Genomic DNA, 21,747 nt, shown 5'->3' with positions numbered 1-21,747 from the left:
TAGTATAATGCTTTTAAAATAGATTTGCAACTACAAAATTTTTCGGGATTAAAGGAATACGATTCGCTTCTCTTTAATAGCATTATCGATACAAAATAAAAAGAAGCAGGGTGTCTAGCCCCTGCTTCTTTCTTAAACGCTTACTTCGGATTTGCTGGGAATTTTCTCGCCAACATACTTTGCCATATCCACTACTCGACATGAGTAGCCCCATTCATTGTCATACCATGCAAGTACTTTTACTTTGTTCTTTTCTACAACCATCGTGGATAACCCATCAACGATCGATGAATTAGAATCACCATTGTAATCGATGGAAACAAGCGGCTCATCGGAGTAGCCTAGAATTCCACGAAGAGGTCCTTCTGAAGCAGCTTTTAATGCGTCGTTCACTTCTTCGACAGTTACGTCTTTCTTAAGATCAACCACTAAATCCACAAGCGAAACATTCGGTGTTGGTACACGAAGTGACATACCATTAAGTTTTCCTTCTAGATGTGGCAACACTTTTGAAATTGCTTTTGCAGCACCTGTCGTTGTCGGAATGATGGATTGACCACACGCTCTCGCTCTTCTTAAGTCTTTATGAGGGTTGTCAATATTTTTCTGATCATTCGTATAGGCATGAACCGTAGTCATCATTCCTGTCACGATGCCGAATGATTTGTCTAGTACTTTGACTACTGGAGCAAGACAGTTTGTAGTACATGAAGCGTTTGAAATAACGTGATGCTTTTCATGTTTGTATTCGCTTTCATTTATCCCCATAACAACTGTCAGATCTTCATTTTTACCTGGCGCTGTGATAATAACTTTCTTTGCACCGGCATCCAAATGAAGGCCTGCACCATCTCTAGAATTAAATTTACCTGTTGCCTCGATTACGATATCTATATTTAAATCTTTCCATGGGAGATTACTAGGATCACGATCACTAATGACTTTGATTTCTTTACCGTTTATTTTAATCCCGTTTTCAACAGGGGTAACCTCTCCATCGAACGTACCGTGAATACTGTCATATTTAATAAGGTGACTTAATGTTGCAGGTGGATAACTGGCGTTAATTGCTATTACATCTAAACTCTCTTCTGTAATCGCCTTTCTAAATACCATACGCCCAATTCGTCCAAAACCATTAATCGCTACTCTTGATTTCATCCAGCGTTCCTCCCACCATTTATGTGTTATACTCTTTTTTGTTTTTCTCAGGATTAGTATAACATATAATATGCGTTTTAAAAGATTTATTTACACCATTTATGCAAAAAGGGGAGATATGGGTGTATGACACCTAATTAGCTATAATTAAAATTTCACTTAAAACAAAAAACACGTCATTTCGACGTGTTTTGACTCAAACGACCTTCCATTCCTTCAGAATGTTCCTTAGCTGTTTCTCTGTTGCCTCTCTCGTTCCTGTATTATCGATTACTTTATCAGCTAACTGCCTTTTTTCTTCGATCGGAATCTGTGACCGGATTCGCTGTACTGCTTCTTCTTTAGAGCTCTTGTCACGTTCGATGAGTCGCTCCAACTGTGTTTTTGAATCTACATAGACGACCAGCGTCCGGTCGACAAGATAGGAAAGCTTACTTTCAAACAGAAGAGGGATATCCAACACAACATGCTTATGGCCGCTTTCTTCATATGCTTTCGCTTCCGCTAACATTCGCTTACGAATAGCAGGATGCATGATCTCATTAAGAAGCGAACGTTTTTCGTTATTGCTAAAAATAACCGAACCTAACCTTTTTCGATCAAGGTACCCATCATCCGTTCTTACCTCTTCACCAAAGACCCGAACGATCTCTTCTAATGCTGGCTCACCGGGCTCAACAACTTCTCTAGCTATGACATCTGCATCAATTACTGGTATGGATAGGGTTCTAAGCATTTCTGCAACTGTGCTCTTTCCACTTGCAATTCCACCGGTAAGTCCTATCTTCATACATTCCCTCCTTTTACATCTTCATAAATCCTATAATGATCAGCAAGCAGCCCGGAAGATAAGAAAGTTTATCTACCCATTTGATCCCTGAGGCGAGATTTCCACATTTCAACCCTAAGAAAACAAATAGGGAGCTCATACATGCGATCAACAAAGCCGTTTGAAGAGGGGCATATCCAATCATGGATGCACCAATACCTGCACCAAACGCATCAAGCGAAAGAGCAGCACCTAACATGACCGCCTCGATCCCTGTTATCGTTCCAGAATCGTCAAAATCAGCGGTTGTCGGCTTTCGTAATATGCTGATGACAACACCTAAAGACCTTATCTCAAAGTGAAGTAACGTCCGTTCCGTTACGGATTTCTCGGCATCGGACCCTCCTCGAAACATTTGATACAAAACCCATCCGCCAAGAGCAATTAGAATGCCTCCTCCAATTCTCTGAGCGAGTGTATCGGATATCCATAATTGAAGGATTGAGCCCAAGCCCATCGCAACAAGCATTGATACCGCTGAACAAATCGTCAAAATAATAATTGATTTAAACGGAATCTTCATCTTACGCAATCCGTATGTTAAGCCAGCTCCAAATCCATCGACACTTACAGCAAATGCGAGAAAAAACAGTGAAACCCAGTGCATTGGCGAGCTCCTTCCATACTAAAATCTTTGATAGTATATGAACAGAGCCCTTCCAACGCTACGATTCACCTTTTCTCTTGACAGCGAGGACAATAGGTCGTCCCTCTCCCACCAACAACTTTCTTCTCTAGTAAACCATCACATTTCTTACATGATAATCCTACTCTTCCGTATACAAAGAGGCTTTCTTGATACGTACCGACCTTGCCTTGACTATTCACATAAGATCTTATCGTGCTTCCACCTTTTTCAACAGCATCTTTTAGTGTAGAAACAATTTCTCCGTGTAGTTTGACCAACTCTTCAAAGGTTAGAGAAGATGCCACTCGCTCAGGATGTATGCCAGCTTTAAATAGCGCTTCATCTACATAAATATTCCCTAGACCCACTACGATTGTTTGATCGAGCAATACCGTTTTCACATGACGTCGTGTTTTTTTAAATCCACTTCGTAACACTTCAGGTGTAAATTGCTCAGAAAAAGGTTCGAGTCCTAACTGTGAAAGAGGCAATACATCTTCTTCTGTATTTAAAGGAAAAAGATGCATCGTACCAAATTTACGCACATCGTGATAACGAAGCTCCGTTCCATCCTCGAATGTGAAGAACACATGGGTATGATGATCAAATTCTTCATCACTTCTTGACACCCTATACTTCCCCTCCATTCGAAGGTGGGAAACGATCACATCGTCCGATAATATGAGCTTTAAAAACTTCCCTCTTCTCTGAACCCCTGTAAACGTTTGGCCAATAACCTTCATCTTAAACTCTTCTATATCATCTGGTGCTTTAATAATCTTTGGCCACTTGATTACAACGTCTTTTATTTTCTTCCCTACAATGAGATCCTGTAGTGTTTGTTTAACCGTTTCTACTTCCGGTAACTCCGGCATAATTCTCTCTCCTTTGATGCGAATTACTTAGCATCATACCAGGTGGAGCCATACTCATAATCAACCTTCAAAGGAACGACCAATTCAATAGCAGTTTCCATCACCTCAGGTACAATGCGTTTTAATGTCTCGATCTCTTCTTCAGGTGCCTCGAATATTAATTCATCGTGTACCTGGAGCAACATTCTTGTTTCGAGTTTTTCATCCTTCAATCGCTTATCCATCTCTACCATTGCTTTTTTGATAATATCTGCGGCAGACCCCTGTATCGGTGTATTCATAGCCGTTCTTTCTGCAAAACTTCTTTGGTTAAAATTCCGTGAATTAATTTCTGGTAAGTACCTTCTTCTATTCATAAGCGTTGAAACAAAACCGTCCTCTTTTGCTTGTGTGACGACATCATCCATATAACGCTTTACACCCGGGAAGCTTTCGAGGTACTTCTCAATAAATTCAGACGCTTCTTTCCTTGTAATTCCTAAGCTCTGTGAAAGTCCGTAATCGCTAATTCCATACACGATACCGAAGTTTACTGCTTTTGCATGCCTTCTCATTTCTGATGTAACATCTTCCTTCGTTACGCCAAAGACATTCATTGCGGTTTTCGTATGGATATCTTCTCCCTTTTGGAAAGCTTCGATTAAATTTTCGTCTTCTGCGATGTGTGCAAGAACCCTAAGCTCAATTTGGGAATAATCCGCAGCAAACATCACCCAACTTTTCGTCGTTGGAATAAATGCCTGCCTGATCTTTCTGCCTTCTTCCAAACGAATCGGGATGTTCTGTAGGTTAGGGTCTGTAGAACTGAGTCTTCCTGTTTGGGTAAGAGCCTGATTAAAACGGGTATGGATTTTTCCAGTCTCTCTAAATGTAACTTTAAGCAACCCCTCTATATAAGTGGAGTTTAGCTTTCCTAATTGCCTGTATAATAATATTTCTGGGATAATCTCATGCTTACTTTCTAATTTTTCTAGAATATCCGCAGAGGTAGAGTATCCTGTCTTTGTCTTCTTGATCACCGGTAACTCTAACTTCTCAAACAATACCTCTCCAAGTTGTTTTGGTGAGTTAATATTAAATTCAGTACCAGCAAGCCCAAAAATACGTCCTTCAATTTCTTTCAACTTGTTATTGAGTTCCTTGCCCATTTTTTCTAAGCGTTCAACATCTACGCTTACGCCCTGGGTTTCCATCTCTCCTAATACCAACGTAAGAGGCATTTCAAGATTATGAAAAAGATCGATCTGGTTATTTTTATCTAACTGCTCCTCAAGTGTTTCTTTAAGCTGATAGACTGCATATCCTTTTCTCACCAAATGGTCTGCAAGCTCTTGTTCATCTGGCACTGCACGCTTCGCACCTTTCCCATAGATCGCTTCATCAGAAGAAACCACAGAGAAGCCTTCCCGCTTTGATATGGCTGAAAGATCATGCGTCGATTCAGATGGATTTAGAAGGTAAGAAGCGATAACCAAATCAAATGTTATCCCTTTTAGGTGTATTCCTTTCCAACCAAGTGCGACGACAGCTCTCTTGGCATCAAACACCCACTTCTTCTTTGTTTCATCTTGAAGATAAGACTGAAATCGTTCAGACTTAAGCGCAACGTCACTAGGAATATAGAAATTCCCTTTTTTATTTACAAGAGAAAATCCTTGTATCTCAGCATTATGATAATTCTCTTCCATTACTTCAACAATTAAAGCAGATGGGTTTAAGAGATGATCATCATTTACTTCATCCAAGAACTCAACCTTAAGGTCATCCATTTCCTCTTCTACTTCACTCTCTCCTCCGATGCGTTCGAGAAGCGTTTTAAAACCCAAATCATGAAAGAGGGTACTCACCTCTTCTGTTTTGAAACCTTCATATACCATATCGTTAATCTCAATCGTGAGAGGCGTTTCCTTAAAGATGGTGACGAGCTCTTTACTCATCATCGCCTTATCTTTATTATCCTCTAACTTTTCTTTTAACTTCTTTCCGGAAACGCTATCGATAGAATCATATACGCCTTCAAGTGTTTCAAATTGCTTTAAGAGCTTTAGCGCTGTTTTTTCTCCAACACCAGGAACGCCAGGAATATTATCAGAGTTGTCTCCCATTAATGCCTTCATATCGATGATTTGTTCAGGCTTTATTCCATATTTTTCATCCAAAAATTGAGGATCGTATGTATCGATATCCGTTATGCCTTTTCGAGTTAACGCTACATGAACATTATTCGATACGAGCTGAAGGAGGTCCTTATCACCAGAATAAATTTTCACATCCCAGTTTTCTTTACTCGCCATGTCAGCAACTGTGCCAATAATATCATCTGCTTCATAATTCTCAATTTCAAACCGCTTGATATTAAATGCGTCTAGCATCTCTCGAATAACAGGAAATTGCTCACTTAATTCTGATGGCGTTTTTTGCCTTCCGCCTTTATATTCTGTATACGTCTTATGTCTAAATGTTGTTTTTCCAGCATCAAATGCAACTAGCATATGAGTTGGTGCTTCGTTTTCTATAATTTTCAAAAGCATCGTTGTAAAGCCATAGACCGCATTCGTATAAACACCTTTATCGTTGTTTAATAAGGGCAGTGCGAAAAACGCTCTATAAGCGATACTATTTCCATCTATCAATACAAGTTTATTCTTCAAAGATAAACCTCCTATATCATTTGAATTTAAGTATCCATCACAAAAACACCTGTCTTATCCATTTTACCACGGTGGCATGTAGAATGAAAAAACAGGTGTCGTTTATTGTATTGAATGAAAATTTCAAAAAAAAGAAGACGAGTAAAAACTCGTCTTAAATCATGCTCTAGTCATGATGAAGGGGTCAAGTATCACTTTACAGATATAATTTTAAGGGCATATAAACGAAGTGTAAAAATTCCGTAAATCTTAATAAATTCGTTTTTTTAGTAAAGTTATCGTAAAAGTAGATCCTTCACCCAGTTCACTCTCGACAGAAATTTTCCCATTATGAGCTTCAACAAGATGTTTTACAATCGCTAGACCAAGTCCAGTTCCACCTAAGTTTCGGCTCCTAGCTTTATCGACACGATAGAAACGTTCAAATATTCTCGGCAGCTCTTCTTTCTTAATCCCTATTCCAGTATCAGAGATTGTAAATTCAACCGAATCAGTTTGCTCTTTTACATTGATCATAATTCTTCCATTTTCAGGTGTGTACGTAATGCTATTCGAGATTAGATTTAGGAAAACTTGCTTCAGTCGATGAACGTCTCCTTTAATTTTGGTTTCCCCTTCATATGCAGTCGTAACTTCAATTGCCTTTTTATCAGCTTTATTCTTTGTCATTAAAACGCAGTCGTCAACAATTTCTTTGAGGTTCGCATCCTGCCAATTTAAAGCGAAATGAGCCTGTTCCATTTTGGATAAATCGAGCAAATCTTGTATCAACGTTTGAAGCCGTTCACTTTCGTCATGAATGATTGTAAGAAACCTCGTACGAAATTCCTTATTTTCCATAGCACCATCTAATAGTGTTTCAGCAAACCCTTTTAGAGAGGTAACAGGTGTCTTCAATTCATGAGATACATTCGCGACAAAGTCTTTTCTCATTTGCTCGAGTTTTTTTAAATCGGTTATATCATGAAAGACTAGTACTACGCCTTTCATCTGATCATCCTGTGAAAGGATAGGGGCACCGGAAACATCAAAGTGACGGTACTCTAATCCAACTGGGAGCTCTAATTGTTTCCGAACTGTTCCTTCTACCAATAATGTTTCTTCTACAAGTTGAACGATTTTTGTATATGGAATGGCTTCATAATACAGTTCATCTATGTAATCACTGGTATTGATACCGAACGTATCTTTATAAAATCGATTCACCAGATTGATATTCCCTTTCACATCGATCAATATCAAACCACTATTCATATTTTCAATCAGTGTCATCAGCCGATTTTGCTGAATTTCATAGGAATTCGTCATGTTTTCCATGTTTCTTGCAAGGATGTTCAATGAGTGGCTAAACTGTCCAGTTTCGTCTAATTTATATTCATACGTTCGCGCTTTAAAATTTCCTGAAGCAAGTTCATTCGCAACTTTAAGCGCACCTTCGAGCGGCTTTGTTAATCTACTCGAAATGCTGATACTAATATAAACAAAAAGGAAATACGCTACGGCAAAAGAAATGCTAAGAATGAACCACATATTCTTAAGTTCTTCACCTGAAGCATCAGCAAACAAAATTCCTTCAAAAATATTGCCGATGATTACGACCATCATGATAAATAAGAAAAATAGAACAATAAATTGCCCGTTTAAAAATCGAGATCGGAACCGTCTCATCAGGACGACGGTCCTTCTAACTTATATCCAAGCCCACGTATAGTTTTAATATATTCCGGTTTGCGGGTATTTTCTTCGATTTTCTCTCTTAAATGACTTACATGAACATCAACAATTCGAGTATCTCCTACAAAGTCATAATTCCAGACTGCACTCAATAGTTGTTCTCGTGTAAGTACTCGTCCTTTGTGTCGCACTAGATAAACTAGAAGCTCAAACTCTTTCGGAGTTACTTCCATCAATTCCCCTTTAAAATAAGCTTCGTAATTATTAGGATAAACATCCAATTCGCCAACCTGGATTCTTTCCGCTTCTTCTGGTGCACCTTTCATGCCTTCCATTTGTTTGATCCTTCTTAGAATCGCCTTTACACGTGCCACTACTTCTCGAGGACTAAACGGCTTCGTCATATAATCGTCTGCACCTAGCTCAAGACCCAACACTTTATCGAATTCATCATCCTTAGCAGTCAGCATGAGAACCGGTGTGTAAATATGTCTGCTTCTCATCTCTTTGCAAACCTCTAGACCGTCCATCTCTGGAAGCATCAAGTCGAGTATGATACAGTTTGGCTTTTCTACCTCAATCTTTTGAAGAGCTTCAGCCCCATCTTCTGCTGTTACTACTTCATATCCTGCTTGTTCAAGATTAAATTGAAGCAATGTCATGATCGACATTTCATCTTCTACTACAAGTATCTTCTGAGCCATTGGATTACCCCCTAAGCGTTTTCCCCGTTTCATCTATGTTAGAGCCGATCATCAGGCATATTTATTTTTTCCTGAATACCTACATAATACTATTCTTTATGCAATTGAAAAAGGGATACTTGTCGAGGAGCGCTTACATAGGGGATTCTAAGACCAAATAAATTCGTGAGATTCTATCGATTCTCGTTAAAATAAAAAAAGAGCCTTAGTGGCTCTTAGAAATTCTCAAATGCTGTTGTCTTTGTTAAAGACTTTGTAGGGTACGGTGGGCAAACAACGAATTCTCCGTTTAGAACGATCTTTCCTTCTTCATTCTTCCCTTCAACTTTAACAGTAATAACATGATCATCTTTGTTTACATCGATTACTTCAAAACCAAAATGAAGAGCTTCATAATGATAGACTGGATTATCAAATGTAACTTCTTGTTTCTTTATACTACTACCAGGTCCAGGCAGATACTTTGAGATAGCACCTGAAACGATAGCTAGAAGCATAATCTGTGGCACGATCGGCTTTTTGAACGGTGTTAAAGATGCGTAATCATGCTGTATGAAAAGAGGGTTATTGTCATTGGAAATTCCAAGATACAATAACAGTTCACGATCATCTATCTTTTCCGTAACTTCTAATTTTTCACCAACTGAAATTTCTTCAATCATTCTACCGATTTTTCGTTTTTTTCCTAAAAGCATCATCCATCCCCCTTTTTAAGAAAGCGCTTTCTTTATTTTAGTAAAAGAGATCCGGCTTGAACCGGATCATCTTTTTAATTTAGTACAGTCATTACTTTACGAACAGAGTCTGCAGATTTATCTAATTGCTGCTTTTCTTCATCCGTAAGCTCTAGCTCAATTATTTCCTCAATTCCACTTCCACCGATGATTGTTGGAACACCTAGATACAAACCATCATAACCATACTCGCCTTCAAGATAAGCAATTGTCGGAAGAACACGACGTTGGTCTTTTAGTATGGCTTCTACCATTTCAACAAGGGAAGCAGCAGGAGCATAATACGCACTTCCGTTACCTAGCAGACTTACGATTTCTCCTCCACCTTTACGAGTACGCTCTACAATTTCTTCGAGTCGCTCTTCCGAGATGAGGTTACTCAACGGAATTCCACCAGCAAATGAGTAACGGACTAAAGGCACCATATCATCACCATGGCCGCCTAATACGAAACCAGTGATGTCTTTTACGGATATGTTCAGCTCTTCTGCGATAAAAGAACGGAAGCGAGCAGTGTCGAGGATACCTGATTGACCGATCACGCGGTTTTTAGGTAAACCTGATTCTTTAAATACGGTGTATGTCATCGCATCAACAGGGTTTGTTAGAACAACAATAAGAGTATTTGGAGAGTGTTTTACAACTTCATGTGTCACACTCTTCATGATCTTAGCGTTCGTATTAACAAGGTCGTCTCGACTCATGCCTGGCTTCCTTGCAATCCCAGCTGTAATTACTACGATGTCAGAATCAGCTGTATCTTCATAATTGGACGTCCCAGTTATTTTGGAATCAAACCCTTGAACAGGACTCGCTTCAAACATATCAAGCGCTTTTCCTTTCGTAGGACCTTCCTGATTTGGAATATCTACGAGCACTACATCAGAAAGCTCTTTCTGAGCTAGCAAGAAAGCTGTCGTAGCACCTGTAAAACCTGCTCCAATAACGGATACTTTTTTGCGTTTTATCGTCATACGGACGCCACCCCTTTAAAGGAAAATAAGTTCTAACGTTTAATTAATTCATGTTCTTGATTAGTTCGTCGCCAAATTCAGAAGTCTTCACTTCAGTCGCACCTTCCATTAAACGAGCGAAGTCATACGTTACTACCTTGCTTGCGATTGTTTTTTCCATAGAATCTAAAACAAGTTTAGCAGCCTCGTTCCAACCGATGTGCTCAAGCATCAATACTCCAGAAAGAAGAACTGAAGAAGGGTTAACTTTGTCAAGACCAGCATATTTCGGTGCAGTACCGTGAGTTGCTTCAAAGATTGCATGACCACTCTCATAGTTAATGTTCGCTCCAGGAGCAATTCCTATCCCACCAACTTGAGCAGCAAGCGCGTCAGATACATAGTCTCCGTTCAAGTTCATCGTAGCCACTACATCAAATTCTGCAGGACGTGTTAAGATTTGCTGAAGGAAGATGTCCGCAATTGCGTCTTTTACGATCAACTTGCCTTCTGCTTCAGCTTTTGATTGAGCTTCGTTAGCTGCATCTCTGCCTTTTTCTTCTACGATTTGGTCGTATTCAGCCCACGTGAACACTTTATCACCAAATTCTTGTTCAGCCACTTCATAACCCCAGTTCTTGAAAGCTCCTTCAGTAAACTTCATGATGTTTCCTTTGTGAACGAGCGTTACGTTTCGACGTCCTTCATCAAGCGCATATTGAATCGCAGCTCTAACAAGACGTTTCGTCCCTTCTTCAGAAACTGGCTTGATACCGATACCAGATGTTTCTGGGAAACGGATGTTTTTAGCGCCCATTTCTTCACGTAGGAAAGAAATTACTTTCTTAACTTCGTCAGAACCTTTTTGGAACTCGATACCAGCGTAGATATCTTCAGTATTCTCACGGAAGATAACCATATCAGTGTCTTCAGGTCGTTTTACAGGAGAAGGAACTCCCTTGAAATAACGAACTGGACGAAGACAAGTAAATAAGTCTAGCTCTTGTCTAAGAGCAACGTTAAGAGAGCGGATCCCCCCGCCTACTGGAGTCGTCAGAGGCCCCTTAATCGCAATTATGTATTCACGAATTGCTTCAAGTGTTTCAGCAGGAAGCCATTCTCCTGTCTTATCATGTGCCTTCGCACCTGCATAAATTTCTTTCCAAGTAATACTCTTTTCACCAGAGTATGCCTTATCAACCGCAGCTTCAAGTACACGAGATGCTGCTGCCCAAATATCTGGACCTGTTCCATCGCCTTCAATATATGGAATAATTGCATGATTTGGAACGTTTAGTACCCCATTATTTACGGTAATTTTTTCTCCATTAGCCATTTGATATTCCTCCTATTGAAATCTACATTTTTTTAGAGGGAAGGAATGCTCCTTCCCTTAGTGGTCTTATCGGTTTTCTACATTAACGTATGTTTGATTTGTTGCGCCTACGTACTCTGCACGAGGACGGATCAAGCGGTTATTGCTATATTGCTCTAGGATATGAGCGATCCAACCAGATACTCGGCTTACAGCGAATAGCGGTGTGAATAAGTCATGGTCGATACCAAGACTGTGATAAACAGAAGCAGAATAGAAGTCTACGTTTGGCGGTAATCCTTTTTCGGATGTCACAATCTGTTCCATCTTTGCAGACATCTCATACCACTTTGTCTCTCCAGTCAACTCAGTAAGCTTACGGGACATCTCTTTAAGATGTTTCGCACGAGGATCTCCAGTTTTGTACACACGGTGACCAAAGCCCATGATCTTCTCTTTTTTCTCAAACGCGTTATGAAGATAAGACTCTACGTTCTCTTCGCTGCCGATTTCAGTCAGCATCTTCATGACTCTTTCGTTAGCGCCACCGTGAAGTGGTCCTTTAAGAGCGCCGATCGCGGAAGTCACACCTGAATAAATATCAGAAAGTGTGGCTACACATACACGGCCAGTAAATGTAGATGCATTCAACTCATGATCGGCATGAAGCACGAGTGCTTTATTGATTGCAGTCACTGCTACGTCTTCTGGCATTTCGCCATTCAACGTGTAAAGGAAATTAGCCGCAAAGCTCAAATCTTTCTTAGGACTGATCGGTTCTTTCCCTTCACGAATACGTGAAAAGCTAGTCACGATTGTAGGCAATTTCGCCTGAAGACGAATCGCTTTACGATAGTTCGCTTCTTCACTCATATCATCTGCTTCTTCATCATAGAGTGCAAGAGTAGAAACTGCTGTACGAAGCGCAGCCATAGGAGACACCTTATCACTTGGATAAGATTTAATTTGATTGATGATTTCTTCTGGAATAGCCGCTTCTTCTGCAAGCTTAGAAGAAAACTGTTTCAATTCTTCCTTATTTGGTAGTTTATCATTCCATAACAAATAGATTACTTCTTCAAAACTAGCATTTTCTGCAAGATCATCAATGTTGTAACCTCTGTATGTTAAGACATCGTTTACAATTGAACTGATAGATGACGTCGTTGCAACAACGCCTTCTAATCCGCGAGTAGTCGTCATACTTTCCCTCTCCTTTTCCATATTAACATTCTTTTTTTCTAAAAATTCTGCTTTGATAACGCTTTACAAACACTCCAAAAAAAAGGAATCTTATGTACAAAGAAGGTGCGTCCGTCTCCATTATAAACAAAAATCTGACATTTGTGAATGAATATGCAAAATTTGGCGACTTCCTTTTTTTTCTTAAAAACCTTTTGAATACGTGTTCTAGAGGCAAGAAACCTAGTCTGAACGGTAGTTCAGTTTATAGCCTCGACAAAAAAACACACCCATACTCTTTCCTCACAAAACGACAGGTTTGATGTACTTTAAAAGGAAGATTCCTAGTGAATAAACAGAACGCTTCTTTAAGCATAACAAACATTTTAAAATTTTTCACGAATTCAGCTAAAATGAATTTGATTGCATGAATCGAACAAGTGTATTATTAAAGTAGAATGTTATAGGAGGGGGCGCTTTATTGAACTGGCATTATATACACAGCATTCTCCGATTTTTAATCGTTATAGCAGCTGTTGTGTTAGGATTATTTTTACTATATTATATATGGCACTTTGCTTATCCCTTCGTAATCGCCTTGCTCCTAGCCTTTTTGATCAACCCACTTGTCGATCTACTAGAACGTAAAGTAAAGATGCCAAGACCAGCTTCAGTTGCACTATCGATCGTTTTTTTAATCGGCGTTCTCGCAGCTTTTTTAACCCTGCTTGTGAACGAAATCGTGCAAGGAGTCGTTTACTTAGCTGACGTTCTTCCCGAGAACTTTAGAGAAATCGTTACGTTTATTGAAGAACTATTTGTTTCACACGTTTTGCCTTTGTATAACCAGCTTGAAGACCTATTCAAAGACTTGAATAAAGATCAGCAAACAACGATCATGGATAACATACAATCGATCGGTACCACTGTAACGACGGCTGTTACAGATATCCTTCAAGCACTCGTCGAAGGGATTCGTTCCATCATCATCAGCTTACCAACGATCATTACAGTGTTGATCTTTTCTTTGCTAGCTACTTTCTTCATCAGCAAAGACTGGTATAAATTTATTAGTTGGGTAAAGAAAAAAACACCGGGTGACATCCAAACAAGTATTGGGTCCGTTTATAAAGATCTCAGAAAAGCGCTCTTTGGATTCATTAAAGCACAACTTACATTGATATCGATGACGGCTGCTATCGTTCTCATAGGTTTGCTCATTCTCCGGGTAGAGTATGCAGTAACTATCTCGATCATCATAGGACTTGTTGACCTTCTCCCGTACCTCGGTACTGGAGCAGTATTCGTTCCATGGATGATCTATTCATTCCTTACTGGTAATTACGGTTTAACGATTGGACTAGCCATCCTTTATGGAGTCGTTGTCATTCAACGACAACTAGTCGAACCAAAAGTATTATCTTCTAACATTGGTCTTGATCCACTCGCAACGTTAATCGCATTGTTTGTTGGGTTTCAAATTTTTGGTTTTATCGGCTTAATCATTGGTCCTGTATTTCTAGTTGTACTTAAGACGTTGTATCATGCTAATGTATTTAAAGATGTATGGCATTTTATAATAGGAGAAAACAAAAGAAAAAGCTGAAGGGAATACGCCTTCAGCTTCACGCTGTCGAGATGAGTTCCGACAGCTTTTTTGTTTTTATCTTCTGATGAAAACGAATTGACCATTATTCATTCGTTTCTCTAGAAACTTTCGCAGCCAGCGCTTGAAAGGCTTTCTAGTTGCAGGTACTAAAAGTAAGAAACCGATCGCATCCGTAATAAAGCCTGGCGTTAACAACACGACCCCACCGACTAATATACACAAGCCATCAAGAATCGCATCACCAGGCATCTGACCAGTTTGCATTTGACGGTTTACCTTTTGTATTGCTTCAGAGCCTTCTTTTCTTGCGAGCCAGGCTCCAAGTACTCCTGTTCCTATTATTAATAATATAGTGGGAATCAAGCCTAACGTCCGCCCTGATAGGAGCAACAAACCTATTTCAAGTGCCGGAACAATGATGATAAAAAGTAGCATGATACGAAACATGTCTTAGGGCCCCTTTAATTAAATTCGAGATGTACGATCCCGTTAACTCTTATTATAAATGATTTCTGTATTTATTCGTAATATACCGATTCTTAAACGTTCATTCAAGAAACATAAGAAAAGACTGCCGAATTTCATCGACAGTCTTTGTTAGGCTTTATAGAATGCTTGCTTTTCCTTTGTAAATAATTCCTGTAGTTGCATCAAGAGTAATCTCTTGACCATCCTCAAACAGGTTCGTCGCATCTTCAAGACCAACGACTACTGGAAGACCAAGACTTAGCCCCACAACAGCTGCATGACTCGTCAGACCACCTTCTTCTGTGATCAAACCAGCAGCCTTTTCTAGAGCAGGAACCATCTCTTTGTCAGAACCGATCGCTACGATGATTGTGTTTTCGTCAGCTTTACTGATCGCTTCATCAGCGTTCTTAGCAATCGCCACTCGACCTGATACAGATGTTTTACCGATACCTTGTGCTTTTGCAAGAATATCTCCGATAACATGAACTTTCATCAAGTTCGTAGTTCCAGATTCACCTACTGGTACACCAGCTGTAATGACTACTGTATCGCCATGACTAACGATTTCTGAACGAATTGAAGCTTCAACTGCAACTTCTAGCATTTCGTCAGTGGTTTTAACTTTACGCCCTTCTTGTGCATGTACCCCCCATACAAGCGCGAGCTTACGGCATACACTTGCAGTGTTTGTTACAGCAACGATCGGCGCTTTCGGACGATACTTAGAAATCATACGTGCCGTGTGTCCACTCTCTGTAGCTGTTAAAATCGCAGGTACATTCAAGTTATATGCAGTATGTCCAACAGATTCACTGATAGCATTCGTCGTATTCGTCTCGATCTCTTTACTTCTCATTGAAAGAAGCTCGCGATAGTTAAGAGACTTTTCTGTGTAAGAAGCGATGTTATGCATCGTTTGCACTGCTTCTACTGGGTATGATCCTGCTGCAGTCTCTCCTGAAAGCATGATCGCGTCTGTACCATCAATAATCGCATTGGCAACATCACTTGCTTCTGCACGAGTTGGACGAGGGTTACGCTGCATAGAATCAAGCATCTGAGTTGCAGTAATAACAGGTTTACCTAGTGCATTACACTTTTTGATAAGTTGCTTTTGTACGAGTGGTACTTCCTCAGCAGGGATCTCTACGCCAAGATCACCACGAGCTACCATCAAACCGTCAGATACTTCAAGGATAGAATCGATGTTATCGACACCTTCACGGTTTTCAATTTTTGGAACGATTTGGATATCAGTTGCATCATGCTTCTCAAGAAGCTTTCGGATATCTAACACATCAGATACACGACGAACAAATGAAGCAGCAATAAAATCGACGCCTTGTTCAATTCCAAATTCAATATCAGCTGCATCCTTATCAGTAATACCAGGCAGCTTCACACTTACGTTCGGAACGTTAACACCCTTTTTATTCTTAAGGGTACCGTTGTTCAATACTTCTGTGTAAAGCTCATTGTTTCCGATGCTTTTCACTTCAAGTTCGATAAGACCGTCGTCAAGAAGGATCTTTGAACCTTCGTGAACATCATTGACAAGGTCAGGATATGTTACTGAAATCTTCTCAGTTGTACCCGCAACTTCTTCCATCGATACGATAAGCTGTTGTCCTGCTTCAAGATCAATCGCACCATTTTCCATGTTGTGCGTACGAATCTCAGGACCTTTCGTATCGAGTAGAATCGCAACATTCTTGCCAATTCTTTCTGATACTTCACGAATATTTTTAATACGGTTGCCGTGTTCTTCAAAATCTCCATGAGAAAAGTTAAGACGTGCAACATTCATTCCAGCCTGCATCAATTTTTCTAACGTTTGTTGGTCCTCACTTGCAGGTCCAATTGTACAGACGATTTTGGTTTTACGCATAGGTATCCTCCTAAAAGCTCTTCTTTAATAATTTTATCCAACTCTGGGTGGTATTTATCCAGCAAACACCATTATTCACCCACAGTTTTGTGGATGAATACAAAAGTGTATCATTTAGATTGAAAGTTCTCTCGCAAGCTGGACCATCTTCTGATCCACTTTATGAGGCATCTTAAGTGCTTCATTAATATCTAAATCGATGATTTGGTTATTGTGAATCCCAACTGTTCTATCTTGAGCACCTTCAAGCAAGAGTTCTACTGCACGAGCACCGAGACGACTTGCTAGCACACGGTCGGTTGCAGTTGGTGAACCACCTCGCTGTACGTGACCAAGAACAGTAACACGAGTTTCCATATTCATTGCTTCCTGTATTTCTTTTCCGATTTCAACTCCACTTCCAACGCCCTCTGCAACTACAATGATGCTATGACGTTTTCCGCGATCGTGACCTCGTTTTAAACGAGCGAGAATATCGGACATTTCGTAATTCTCTTCAGGAATAAGGATAGATTCTGCACCGTCAGCAAGCCCCGACCAGAGAGCGATATCTCCAGCGTCACGACCCATTACTTCGATCACGTATGTACGTTCGTGAGAAGTTGCTGTATCACGAATCTTATCAATAGCCTGAATAACAGTATTTAGCGCCGTATCAAACCCGATCGTAAAATCAGTTCCAGGAATATCGTTATCGATGGTTCCAGGAATACCAATCGTAGGGAACCCGTGGCCAGTGAGCTTTTGAGCTCCTCGGTAAGAACCATCTCCTCCAATGACGACAAGGCCTTCAATTCCATGTTTCTTAAGGTTCTCTACCCCTTTTAATTGCCCTTCAACCGTTTTGAACTCAGGACAACGTGAAGAATATAGCATTGTGCCGCCTCTATGAATAATATCAGCTACAGAGCCGATTTCCATCTTTTTTATTTCGTCATTCATCAATCCGGTATATCCGTGGTAAATTCCGAAGACCTCAATATCATGATAGATCGCTTTACGGACTACAGCACGAATTGCGGCATTCATTCCAGGTGAGTCTCCTCCGCTGGTCAATACACCAATACGCTTCATACGTGTTCACCTCATTAATTCTTTGTGTTATTAAAATATCAAATACGTCCGTTGAACACAATAGCAAAGAGCGCCCATGAAAAAGTGCTTTCCCCTAAGCGGGAAAGCACTTTCCTTATTTTAAGCCAATGGTATCGGTTACAAACGTATATTGTCCAATATTTCTGTATTTTTCATAGCGTTGCTCGACAAGCTCCTCTTTGGAAAGTTTAGAGAGGTCTTCCAAAGATTTCTTTAGTACTTTATGGATGGATTCAGCTTGTTCTTCAACATTTCGATGAGCGCCACCTTTTGCTTCAGGGACGATTTCATCTATTACATTTAGCTCTTTCAGGTCTGGTGCCGTAATTTTCATTGTATCTGCAGCCTGTTGAGCAAGACTAGAATCCTTCCAAAGAAGTGCAGCAGCACCTTCAGGTGAAATGACAGAGTACCAGGAGTTTTCTAGCATATGCACATGATTTCCTACACCAATCGCTAGCGCTCCCCCACTTGCACCTTCACCGATTACAATACACACGATCGGAACAGTCAAACCAGCCATTTCAATTAGATTTCGAGCGATCGCTTCACTTTGACCTCTCTCCTCTGCTGCTTTACCTGGAAATGCACCTTTTGTATCTAGTAAAAATACAACAGGTCTATTGAACTTTTCTGCTTGCTTCATTAAACGAAGGGCTTTACGGTACCCTTCTGGATGTGGCATACCAAAGTTTCTTCTCAAGTTCTCTTTTGTATCTTTCCCTCGCTGATGACCAACTACTGTGACAGGATTACCTTCAAATGTAGCGATTCCTCCGACAACTGCTTCGTCATCACCAAAAACGCGATCACCATGTAACTCGATAAAGTCATCAAAGATGCGACCAATATAATCAAGTGTGGTCGGGCGTTCAGGGTGACGAGCAAGTTGAACTCTGTTCCAAGCTGTCATATTTCCATAAATTTCTTCTTCCATAGATGCCAAACGCTTTTGAAGACGAGAAATTTCATCTGAAAGGTCAATGTTCTTTTCATCCATAAATGATCTTAACTCTTCGATCTTATCTTCTAATTCTTGAACAGGTCGTTCAAAATCAAGTCTATTTGCCACTATTGGTCACCTCCTTACTATGGATCATGAGTACTGTTGAAAGGGTCTTTTTCATGTCAGCACGATGAATGACTGAATCGAGTTGCCCATGATTGAGTAGAAATTCTGATGTTTGGAAATCTTCCGGTAAATCTTCTCTTATGGTTTGTTCAATGATCCTTCTACCCGCGAATCCGATCAGTGCTTTTGGCTCAGCAAAGTTATAGTCTCCAACCGAAGCAAAGCTTGCAGAAACTCCTCCAGTAGTAGGATGGGTCATAACTGAAATGAATAAACCTCCGTTATCACCAAAGCGCTTCAATGCTACGCTCGATTTTGCCATCTGCATTAAACTAAGTACACCTTCTTGCATTCTTGCTCCACCTGAAGCAGTGAAGATAATAAACGGGATCTTCTCTTTATCAGCATGTTCGATGGCTCTAGTTATTTTTTCCCCAACAACAGAACCCATACTTCCCATCCGGAATCGAGCGTCCATAACGGCAATCGCCGTACGATGACCATCGATTGTACCTTCACCTGTAACAACTGCTTCGTTAAGGGAAGTTTTTTTGCGATCTTTCTCGAGCCTTTCGACATAGTCAGGGAACGCTAGAGGGTTTTCAGAAATCATCCCTGCATTGAACTCTTCGAAGCTGCCCTCATCTAGCGTATTCTTTATACGTTCATATGAGCTCATCTGGTGATGATAACCACATTTCACACATACTTTATTTGACTTCTCTAGTTCCTTTGAATAAATAATACTTTTGCATCCAGGACATTTCGTCATTATCCCTTCCGGCACATCTTGTTTTATTTTCTCAGAAGGAACAGTTGCATACTTTTTCTTCTTATTAAAGATATCTTTTAACAATTGTGACCATTCCTTTCACCATAAATATCTTGCTGCTTATAATCTTTGTCATACTCGGACAACAGACGAATGGCCTTCTCTTGATTACGTGCCGTCAAGGCTTCGATCAATTCTTCGTAATAAGTAACTGGGCGGTACGTTAAGTGGTGCCAGATCGTCTGATGATAGTCTGAAAGCTCAGCCCATAATCTCATGAGCAGATGGTTCTTTGTTGCGGATGTAATAATTCGGAAGAATGCTATGTCAAACTCTGTTGAGTAAATATCCTCTTTTGAAGCAGGGTCACGATTATGAAGCATCGACTTTAATTGGTCTAGTTCCTCATCTGAAATACGTTCACAAGCCAAACGCAATATGTCCATCTCAATAAGGTGACGAGTCTCTAATAAATCGTGCCTTGACTTCGTATCTTTAAGTATGAAAGAAGCGATTACTTCGACTAAACGGTGGTTTTTTACATTTGATATAAACGTACCCTCTCCACGTCTCGTTTCGATGAGTCCTAGCATCTCCATCGACCTTAAAGCTTCTCTTACTGATGATCTTCCTGCATTTAACCGCTCAGAAAGCTCCCTTTCAGAAGGGAGCTTATCACCGGTTTGCAAACCATCGTTATAAATGATCGCTTTTATTTTATCTAAGATATTCTGGTAGACTTTCCCTTGTTGTTCCATATCGGAAAATCAACACCCTTTCTTCACTGGCCATCGTCCTATTCAAGAAAAAAGCGAGAAAGTAACGTCTTCCCCACTTACTTTTCTTCTTCAGAAATGATTGCAAGAGAACGCGTCTTCTCTTTAACGACCTCAGGATCTACATTAATACGTGCTACTCCTGTTTCCATCGCGGCCTTTGCAACGCTCGCTGCTACAGCAGGGGCCACTCTTGGGTCAAATGGTGCAGGAATAACATAGTCAGCATTCAAGTCTTCGCTGCTCACAAGCTCTGCAATCGCCTGAACGGCAGCTACTTTCATATCTTCATTAATATGTGTAGCACGGACATCAAGGGCACCTCGGAAAATACCAGGGAAAGCTAACACATTATTAATTTGGTTAGGGAAATCTGAACGACCTGTCCCAATTACGCTTGCGCCTGCATCTCTAGCATCGTCTGGCATAATTTCTGGAACCGGATTCGCCATCGCAAAAATTATTGGGTCTTCGTTCATAGAGGACACCATTTCCTTTGTTAGTGCTCCTTCAACTGAAACACCAATGAATACGTCTGTATTCGAAATAACTTCTTTGAGTGAACCTTCCGCTTGATCTCGGTTCGTATATTTCGCAACTGACGCTTTAACGTCGTTCATACCGTAAGGACGTCCTTCATAAATTGCTCCTTTTGAGTCACACATGATGATATCTTTCACACCGAAACGGTTTAATAGCTTGATAATAGCGATTCCAGCTGCACCCGCACCGTTGATCACCACTTTGATCTCACTCATCGACTTACCGGATAGTTTCAATGCATTGACGAGTCCTGCGACAGTTACGATTGCTGTACCATGTTGGTCATCATGAAAGATCGGAATGTTCGTTTCCTTTTTAAGTCTTTCTTCGATCACAAAACAATTTGGAGCAGCGATGTCTTCAAGGTTGATCCCGCCAAAAGTGGGTTCCATCAGTTTAACAGTCTGTACAATTTGATCCACGTCCGTCGTATCTAAACAAATCGGGAACGCGTCAACTCCTGCGAAACTTTTGAACAGCACTGCCTTTCCTTCCATAACAGGTAACGATGCTTCAGGCCCGATATTTCCAAGACCGAGCACAGCAGTACCGTCAGAAACGACAGCTACCATATTTCCTTTCATAGTGTACTCATAAACTTTATTCTTATCATCATAGATTTCCTTACAAGGTTCAGCAACACCTGGTGAATAGGCAAGACTTAAATCAGTTGCATTCCTCACTGGTACTTTGGATTTAGATTCTAGTTTTCCCTGGTTAACTCTGTGAATATGTAGTGCTTCTTCTCTTGTGATAGACAATTAACCCACTCTCCTTCTTCAGAAGCTATATGCTCTAATATCTTCATTTCCTCG

19 protein-coding genes are annotated in these 21,747 nt (G+C 40.3%); 1 reads left to right on the top strand and 18 read right to left on the bottom strand.

The genetic code is table 11. The annotated features are described in order from the left end of the window. Positions 1–132 precede the first annotated feature (132 nt). The 11 genes from ACXADT_RS09335 to citZ form a co-directional block, all read right to left on the bottom strand. Positions 133–1,161 carry a glyceraldehyde-3-phosphate dehydrogenase gene (locus ACXADT_RS09335; RefSeq protein WP_270179546.1) on the bottom strand — a complete coding sequence of 343 codons (1,029 nt, stop codon included), beginning with the start codon at positions 1,159–1,161 and terminating at the stop codon, positions 133–135. A gap of 196 nt (positions 1,162–1,357) precedes the next feature. Beyond that, positions 1,358–1,951 (bottom strand): dephospho-CoA kinase, encoded by a 594-nt coding sequence (coaE, locus tag ACXADT_RS09330; protein ID WP_474834370.1) that lies wholly within the window; start codon positions 1,949–1,951, stop codon positions 1,358–1,360. Between the two features lie 13 nt (positions 1,952–1,964). Next, positions 1,965–2,597, bottom strand: coding sequence for a sporulation membrane protein YtaF (gene ytaF, locus ACXADT_RS09325; protein ID WP_270179548.1), 633 nt, complete (start codon positions 2,595–2,597; stop codon positions 1,965–1,967). 65 nt (positions 2,598–2,662) lie between these two features. Further along, complete coding sequence (mutM, locus tag ACXADT_RS09320) at positions 2,663–3,493, bottom strand: DNA-formamidopyrimidine glycosylase (protein ID WP_270179549.1); 831 nt, start codon at positions 3,491–3,493, stop codon at positions 2,663–2,665. 23 nt (positions 3,494–3,516) lie between these two features. After that, the gene (gene polA / locus ACXADT_RS09315) at positions 3,517–6,144 is read right to left on the bottom strand and encodes a DNA polymerase I (RefSeq protein WP_474834368.1); all 2,628 of its coding nucleotides are present in this window, start codon (positions 6,142–6,144) and stop codon (positions 3,517–3,519) included. A gap of 249 nt (positions 6,145–6,393) precedes the next feature. Next, positions 6,394–7,812, bottom strand: coding sequence for a two-component system histidine kinase PnpS (gene pnpS / locus ACXADT_RS09310; protein ID WP_270179551.1), 1,419 nt, complete (start codon positions 7,810–7,812; stop codon positions 6,394–6,396). Further along, a complete protein-coding gene (locus ACXADT_RS09305; RefSeq protein WP_270179552.1) occupies positions 7,812–8,522 on the bottom strand; it encodes a response regulator transcription factor in 711 nt (236 codons plus the stop codon). The genes pnpS and ACXADT_RS09305 overlap by 1 nt, the downstream gene beginning before the upstream one ends. Positions 8,523–8,737: 215 nt before the next feature. After that, positions 8,738–9,217, bottom strand: coding sequence for a MaoC family dehydratase (locus ACXADT_RS09300; protein WP_474810868.1), 480 nt, complete (start codon positions 9,215–9,217; stop codon positions 8,738–8,740). A gap of 74 nt (positions 9,218–9,291) precedes the next feature. Beyond that, on the bottom strand, positions 9,292–10,230 hold the full coding sequence (gene mdh / locus ACXADT_RS09295; protein WP_270179554.1) for a malate dehydrogenase: 939 nt from the start codon (positions 10,228–10,230) through the stop codon (positions 9,292–9,294). A 43-nt stretch (positions 10,231–10,273) separates the two neighbouring features. Next, positions 10,274–11,545, bottom strand: coding sequence for an NADP-dependent isocitrate dehydrogenase (gene icd / locus ACXADT_RS09290; RefSeq protein WP_270179555.1), 1,272 nt, complete (start codon positions 11,543–11,545; stop codon positions 10,274–10,276). A gap of 66 nt (positions 11,546–11,611) precedes the next feature. After that, the gene (gene citZ / locus ACXADT_RS09285) at positions 11,612–12,727 is read right to left on the bottom strand and encodes a citrate synthase (protein WP_474810867.1); all 1,116 of its coding nucleotides are present in this window, start codon (positions 12,725–12,727) and stop codon (positions 11,612–11,614) included. A gap of 460 nt (positions 12,728–13,187) precedes the next feature. Between citZ and ytvI the strand changes: the two genes are divergently transcribed. Beyond that, complete coding sequence (ytvI, locus tag ACXADT_RS09280; RefSeq protein WP_270179557.1) at positions 13,188–14,312, top strand: sporulation integral membrane protein YtvI; 1,125 nt, start codon at positions 13,188–13,190, stop codon at positions 14,310–14,312. A 57-nt stretch (positions 14,313–14,369) separates the two neighbouring features. Here ytvI and ACXADT_RS09275 read toward each other — a convergent pair whose 3' ends face one another. The 7 genes from ACXADT_RS09275 to ystJ all read right to left on the bottom strand — a co-directional run bounded on the left by ACXADT_RS09275 (position 14,370) and on the right by ystJ (position 21,687). Further along, on the bottom strand, positions 14,370–14,762 hold the full coding sequence (locus ACXADT_RS09275; protein ID WP_270179558.1) for an FxsA family protein: 393 nt from the start codon (positions 14,760–14,762) through the stop codon (positions 14,370–14,372). Positions 14,763–14,919: 157 nt separating this feature from the next. Next, positions 14,920–16,674 carry a pyruvate kinase gene (gene pyk / locus ACXADT_RS09270; RefSeq protein ID WP_474834366.1) on the bottom strand — a complete coding sequence of 585 codons (1,755 nt, stop codon included), beginning with the start codon at positions 16,672–16,674 and terminating at the stop codon, positions 14,920–14,922. Between the two features lie 114 nt (positions 16,675–16,788). Then, positions 16,789–17,748 (bottom strand): 6-phosphofructokinase, encoded by a 960-nt coding sequence (pfkA, locus tag ACXADT_RS09265; RefSeq protein ID WP_270179560.1) that lies wholly within the window; start codon positions 17,746–17,748, stop codon positions 16,789–16,791. Positions 17,749–17,863: 115 nt separating this feature from the next. Continuing rightward, positions 17,864–18,841, bottom strand: coding sequence for an acetyl-CoA carboxylase carboxyl transferase subunit alpha (gene accA, locus ACXADT_RS09260; protein ID WP_270179561.1), 978 nt, complete (start codon positions 18,839–18,841; stop codon positions 17,864–17,866). Then, the gene (gene accD, locus ACXADT_RS09255; protein ID WP_270179562.1) at positions 18,831–19,697 is read right to left on the bottom strand and encodes an acetyl-CoA carboxylase, carboxyltransferase subunit beta; all 867 of its coding nucleotides are present in this window, start codon (positions 19,695–19,697) and stop codon (positions 18,831–18,833) included. The genes accA and accD overlap by 11 nt, the downstream gene beginning before the upstream one ends. Continuing rightward, the gene (locus tag ACXADT_RS09250) at positions 19,691–20,371 is read right to left on the bottom strand and encodes a FadR/GntR family transcriptional regulator (RefSeq protein ID WP_270179563.1); all 681 of its coding nucleotides are present in this window, start codon (positions 20,369–20,371) and stop codon (positions 19,691–19,693) included. Before ACXADT_RS09250 ends, accD begins: the two co-directional genes overlap by 7 nt. 77 nt (positions 20,372–20,448) lie before the next feature. Further along, positions 20,449–21,687, bottom strand: a complete 1,239-nt coding sequence (gene ystJ, locus ACXADT_RS09245) for an NADP-dependent malic enzyme (RefSeq protein ID WP_474814745.1) — start codon at positions 21,685–21,687, stop codon at positions 20,449–20,451. Between the last annotated feature and the right edge of the window lie 60 nt (positions 21,688–21,747).

Source organism: Anaerobacillus sp. ABR4_321 (assembly GCF_056158505.1).
The sequence above is the reverse complement of the archived record's forward strand: the minus strand, read 5'-3'. Positions and strand labels throughout refer to the sequence as shown.

Bases quoted from the DNA above. Each gene is read 5' to 3' on its own strand.
- ACXADT_RS09335 (WP_270179546.1), bottom strand. From the start codon at position 1,161: ATGAAATCAAGAGTAGCGATTAATGGTTTTGGACGAATTGGGCGTATG.
- coaE (WP_474834370.1), bottom strand. From the start codon at position 1,951: ATGAAGATAGGACTTACCGGTGGAATTGCAAGTGGAAAGAGCACAGTT.
- ytaF (WP_270179548.1), bottom strand. From the start codon at position 2,597: ATGCACTGGGTTTCACTGTTTTTTCTCGCATTTGCTGTAAGTGTCGAT.
- mutM (WP_270179549.1), bottom strand. From the start codon at position 3,493: ATGCCGGAGTTACCGGAAGTAGAAACGGTTAAACAAACACTACAGGAT.
- pnpS (WP_270179551.1), bottom strand. From the start codon at position 7,812: ATGAGACGGTTCCGATCTCGATTTTTAAACGGGCAATTTATTGTTCTA.
- ACXADT_RS09305 (WP_270179552.1), bottom strand. From the start codon at position 8,522: ATGGCTCAGAAGATACTTGTAGTAGAAGATGAAATGTCGATCATGACA.
- ACXADT_RS09300 (WP_474810868.1), bottom strand. From the start codon at position 9,217: ATGCTTTTAGGAAAAAAACGAAAAATCGGTAGAATGATTGAAGAAATT.
- mdh (WP_270179554.1), bottom strand. From the start codon at position 10,230: ATGACGATAAAACGCAAAAAAGTATCCGTTATTGGAGCAGGTTTTACA.
- icd (WP_270179555.1), bottom strand. From the start codon at position 11,545: ATGGCTAATGGAGAAAAAATTACCGTAAATAATGGGGTACTAAACGTT.
- citZ (WP_474810867.1), bottom strand. From the start codon at position 12,727: ATGACGACTACTCGCGGATTAGAAGGCGTTGTTGCAACGACGTCATCT.
- ACXADT_RS09275 (WP_270179558.1), bottom strand. From the start codon at position 14,762: ATGTTTCGTATCATGCTACTTTTTATCATCATTGTTCCGGCACTTGAA.
- pyk (WP_474834366.1), bottom strand. From the start codon at position 16,674: ATGCGTAAAACCAAAATCGTCTGTACAATTGGACCTGCAAGTGAGGAC.
- pfkA (WP_270179560.1), bottom strand. From the start codon at position 17,748: ATGAAGCGTATTGGTGTATTGACCAGCGGAGGAGACTCACCTGGAATG.
- ACXADT_RS09250 (WP_270179563.1), bottom strand. From the start codon at position 20,371: ATGGAACAACAAGGGAAAGTCTACCAGAATATCTTAGATAAAATAAAA.